This window comes from Streptomyces sp. NTH33 (genome assembly GCF_003236365.1).
In the GTDB taxonomy this organism is placed as follows: Bacteria; Actinomycetota; Actinomycetes; order Streptomycetales; family Streptomycetaceae; genus Streptomyces.
In genome coordinates this window covers 1-4,358 of sequence record NZ_POTZ01000533.1, presented here as the reverse complement: position 1 = coordinate 4,358, position 4,358 = coordinate 1, and the positions used below count along the sequence as shown (strand labels likewise).

4 protein-coding genes and 2 pseudogenes are annotated in these 4,358 nt (G+C 68.9%); 3 read left to right on the top strand and 3 right to left on the bottom strand.

Translation table 11 applies throughout. From position 1 onward, the window contains the following. Window positions 1–1,252: 1,252 nt before the first annotated feature. Complete coding sequence (locus tag C1I97_RS32265) at window positions 1,253–1,858, top strand: SMI1/KNR4 family protein (protein ID WP_111006586.1); 606 nt, start codon at window positions 1,253–1,255, stop codon at window positions 1,856–1,858. 118 nt (window positions 1,859–1,976) lie between these two features. After that, complete coding sequence (locus tag C1I97_RS32260; RefSeq protein ID WP_258382836.1) at window positions 1,977–2,447, top strand: SMI1/KNR4 family protein; 471 nt, start codon at window positions 1,977–1,979, stop codon at window positions 2,445–2,447. Between the two features lie 403 nt (window positions 2,448–2,850). Here C1I97_RS32260 and C1I97_RS32255 read toward each other — a convergent pair whose 3' ends face one another. Both C1I97_RS32255 and C1I97_RS42005 read right to left on the bottom strand, forming a co-directional pair. Further along, window positions 2,851–3,039, bottom strand: a complete 189-nt coding sequence (locus tag C1I97_RS32255) for a DUF397 domain-containing protein (RefSeq protein ID WP_111006585.1) — start codon at window positions 3,037–3,039, stop codon at window positions 2,851–2,853. After that, window positions 3,036–3,170: pseudogene (locus tag C1I97_RS42005) on the bottom strand (transcriptional regulator); the annotation flags it as partial. The gene C1I97_RS32255 and the pseudogene C1I97_RS42005, both read right to left, overlap by 4 nt. 1 nt (window position 3,171) lies before the next feature. Between C1I97_RS42005 and C1I97_RS32245 the strand changes: the two are divergent. Further along, window positions 3,172–3,414, top strand: a pseudogene (locus C1I97_RS32245) (ATP-binding protein); the annotation flags it as partial. A gap of 134 nt (window positions 3,415–3,548) precedes the next feature. Here the strand turns inward: C1I97_RS32245 and C1I97_RS42000 are convergent. After that, on the bottom strand, window positions 3,549–4,241 hold the full coding sequence (locus tag C1I97_RS42000) for a hypothetical protein (protein WP_258382835.1): 693 nt from the start codon (window positions 4,239–4,241) through the stop codon (window positions 3,549–3,551). Window positions 4,242–4,358: the final 117 nt, after the last annotated feature.

Genomic DNA, 4,358 nt, shown 5'->3' with positions numbered 1-4,358 from the left:
GGGCGGGGCGCAACGGTGTGACGTACTACCCGGATACGGAGTGATGCCCGAAATGAGGCGTTATGCGGCTTTCCTGTGCTGCTCGGGGCGGTCCGGCCTCTACGACGCCCGTTAGGAAGTGATCTGGCTCCTATGGGTGGCATCACACCGATCGGCCCCATCGGGGCCGCCGCTGACCGCGATCCGGGGCGGTGCACCCCCGTGCGGCGGTGGCAGGTGATGAGGCGGTGGCTTGGTGGCACCCAGCCGCCGTTCGGCGAGGACCTGTCCGGGCGGTCGGGCCGGTGAGGTTCGCGGCGAGGGTGTCCTGTGCGCAGGGGCTGCGGCACACGTGACGATGTCGCGGAGGGGTGCCTGGCGGAGGAGCGGCCGGAGGTGACGGCGACCGCCAGGATCGCGGCGGCGACTCAGGGCGTCCAGCGCCCGAGGTGCCCCGCCGCTGTATCCGTGGGGTCGTCGGGAGGGGGTGTGCAGAGTGTGGTGCCACTCGGGCAACCGCCGCTCTCGCCGCTCCGGCCGGGTTCGGTGCAGGCGTCTTTCTCGTCCTGCATCGCCCCAAGTGGGTGGTCGGAACCGGTTGTTGGAAGGCCGGATCGCCCTCGCTGTCCATACGTTCGCCGGGGAGTGCGGGGCGGTCGCTGGTGGAAGCGGGAGTCGGTCCGGCTTGTGTAGCTCTACAACAAATGCCGAGTGATTGCGATCACATCGCATTGCGAAAATCGTACGGATGGCTTGTGAACCTCTTTGAAGATCATTTAAAAGTTCTTTGCTCTTGATTCTTTGAGGTGGGGGGTTCCGTGCGTCCAGCACGTCCGCTTGTTATTGCTGTTGCGCTCGTGCTGGCCGTGCTGGCGGGCACTGAGCAGGCCGCGCTTGCGGTGGACCAGTGGACGGGGAACAGCCCCGGGGAGGAAGCGCCCGACCAGCGGTGGGGTTCCGCCGCTGGGCGCAGCCATTCCGCGGCCGCGAACGCGACGGATGCCTCTGCGAAGGGCGGCCATGCCGAGCCCCTCACGAGCCAGGGCGAGTTGCCCGCCTAGGGTGAGACGGGGGTGACCCGGCTGGACAGTGCTCCGAAACTGCCGAAGCCGGGGCCGGTGCAGGAGACGCGGGCGCCCGACGCACCCGCGGTTCAGGGATTCGACTCCCAACGCAGCAAGGAACTCAAGGGCGAACGCAAGGAGCGGCAGCGCACGTTCCGGAACACGGACGGTACCCGAGGCAGCGCGGACTGCCCGAAGAGGTGATGGGAATGCGGGAGAACTATCTCGGGCGCGTACAGGAGATGCTCGGTGACCCGCCTCGACGCTACCTGGATCCAGCGGCGTGGCGCGAGCTCGAAAGCGATCTCGGCGTGAACCTTCCAGTGGACTACAAGGAGATCGTCGACGGCTACGCTCCCATCCAGATCAACGGTCACCTATCCCTGAACCATCCGGCGACCGAGCGCTGGAATCTGGGCGCGTGGATCCGCAGTACGGCCGATGCCTGGTCCCAGATCGAATGGGACGAGGGAACTCCCGAGGGGGACCCTTGCGTCTCGCTGGGCATCCCCGAGTTGATCTTCGGCACTCCGGACGGTCTCGTCCCGATCGCCAGTACCGATCGTGGAGAAACTCTGTTCTATGCCCCTCGGGGCGGGCATGGAACGGGTTTGCTCTTCGTGGAGGATGGTGAAGGCGAGTTCTTCGAGTACTCGATGGGGTTTGCCGAGTGGCTCTACCGATGGCTCGTTGGCGAGGAGGTGACGGGTCCGGGAGGCAGCGCTTTCTATCCGGGGCCCGTGACTTTGCAGGACTTGCCCATGACCCCGGACGAGCGCCCGGAGGTGCGGTACGGCCCGCCCCGTGGAATGTGACCGCCCATTCGCCGTCCGGGCGGACACGCCCGCACCCCGAACGGGACCTCGCACGCCCCGCCCCGTTGTCGCCCGCCTGCGCGAGCTGCTCCCGCCGCCCGTCGCCGGCGGTGACGCGGTGGACTGGGAAGAGATCGAACGGACGACGCGCCTGACGTTCCCGGCCGACTACCGCGAGTTCGTGGAGTCGTACGGCGGCGGCGAGATCGACGAGTACCTGTCTGTCAGCACACCGCCGGTCTCCGGCTCGGCGTACGGGGATCTCCTGGACAGAGTCGATCCCGCCCTCTCGGACCGGGACCGCGAAGAGTTGGGCAGCCTCTTGCCGGGAGGCGTACTGCCGCTGCTGCTCCCCTTCGCGGACTCGGCGAGCAGCGACGTCGCGTTCTGGCTGCGCGAGGGCGCTCCTGACGACTGGCGGGTGGCCGTCTTCCGGAGGCAGGTGCCGTACGGAATGAACCGCTGGACCGTGTTCGACGGCGGCATGGCATCGTTCTGCGTGGCGGTCCTGACCGGTGAGGTGAATCCGTTCAGCGAACGACTCTCGGCGGGGGACCGAAATGTGTTCGTGCCCTGGCGTGGAGCGTAGGAACCACCCTGGTCAACGAGGACCCTGCTGGCCTTATGCCCCGGCGCGGCTCAAGCCGTGGGGCCCGCGCCCTGGGGGTGTGTCAGGTCGGACGCCGGACCTGGCACGCCCCCAGGGCGATTACCGCGGCGAGCCCGGTGAAGACCACGGCCGTGATGGACGCCGCGGAGACACCCGAGATGAGGACCTGGTCGGCTCACGGCGGCGGCAACTGCCCGATGCACGAGTTGGTCCTGAGTGCGGTATGTGAGCGGCGCCCGCGCACGGGTGGGAGTTGAAGGGACGGAGATCCGGGGCGATGAGTAACTGGCAGGACCCCGAAGCGCCCCCGCGCACACCTGCTTCGAGAACGCAAGTGCCCCGCGCCGGAGTCGACCGGTGCGGGACGCGCTGCCGTAGGGCGTCAGGCCTGGGCGGCGTACGACACGAAGTTGTTCCGTACGGCGGGGGAGAGGGCGAGTTGCGGGCCGTGCTTGTCCTTGGAGTCTCGGATGTGGACCGTGGTGGGAGTGAGGGCGACCTCGATGCAAGCGTCGCCGTCGGAACCGCTGTGACTGCTCTTGAACCAAGCCAGGTCGGACGTGCTGCTCATGGCGCTCCTCGCATTCGCTTCAACAGGTTTCGCGGGTCTTCGGGGTTGAGAGCCTGTGAGCGCAATTTTGCATACCGCTGAAGCATGATGCTGACCTCGTCGGGGTTCGTGATCAGAAGCCCGCCACGCTGCCTGCGTCTGACGCACACCCCGGACGTCCTGCTGCGCATCGAGGTGTCCGACACCCGCGGCGAACGCCGGCCGCCGGGACCCGCCGACCTGGCGCCGTCACCGTCCCTCCTGGACGAGGCGGGCCGGGACCTGTTCCTCGTCGATGCGCTCGCCGACCGGTGGGAGGTGCGGGACCGTGTGTCCCCGGGCGTGGCCCTGCCCGGGAAGACGGTCCGGGCCGAGCTGGACCTGTCGTCCGCGTGACGGTGCGGCCGCACCGCCTCCCCGGTTCGATTCCGGCCACCGTGCATCCCGCACCGATCCGGCCGACCGGCTTGGCCGTACCACCGCCGTGACACCGCCCGACCGCACACCGCCGGGCGGCAGCACGGTTCCGGTCAGTTCGGCCGGTGGTGGAGCAGGGCGGCCCGCAGGTCGTTCTCCGTGATCTGGTCGGCGGGGCGGTGGAGTGTCCAGCGGCGGGCATCGCCGTCCATGGACAGCACGGCGACGACGGTTTCCAGCGGTGGGCGGCCGGGTTCGGTGTACGCGAACTGGCGGATGATGACGGCGGTGTCCTCGTCCAGGCCGAGCAGGGTGCGCACGGTGTCCCTCAGTTCGCGCAGGTGCGGGCTCGGCCCGGCGGTTGCCGGGCGCGGTTGCAGTGGCATGAGGGGATACTCCTTGACGGGAGGCCGGGCAGCGCGGTGCTGTCCGGTCACGGTTGCCTGCCAGGTGGCGAGGAGCAGCAGCGTGCCGGTTTCGGCCAGGAGACTGAGCAGGGCCTGTGGGGCGGGCTGCAGACCGTGTTCGGTGAATCCGAAGACGCCCACGGTGCGTGAGGCCGCGAAGCCGCCGAGGGCGCCCAGGGCCACACCGGCGGCAGCGATCCTCAGCAGCGGCGGCATCCCGATCAGCAGCAGGGCGGCGACCGCGAAGGAGACGCTCGCCTGCAGCAGGAACAGGGGACCGACGATGTGGATGAAGCGGTACTCGTCGACGTAGAGCTGGGCGTGGACGTATCCGCTCGCGGCGAGCGTGGCGGCGATCGCCCAGCGCAGGGCCGGGGCGAGGAGCCCTCCGGTGCTCATGCCAACCTCTCATCCTTGATCGCCAGTTCCCGGTCGCCCCGCCGGTAGCCGACGGTGCGAATGCCGAGGGCGTCCTTGAGTTGTCGGGCGGGGCGACCGGGAACTGGCGATCAAGGA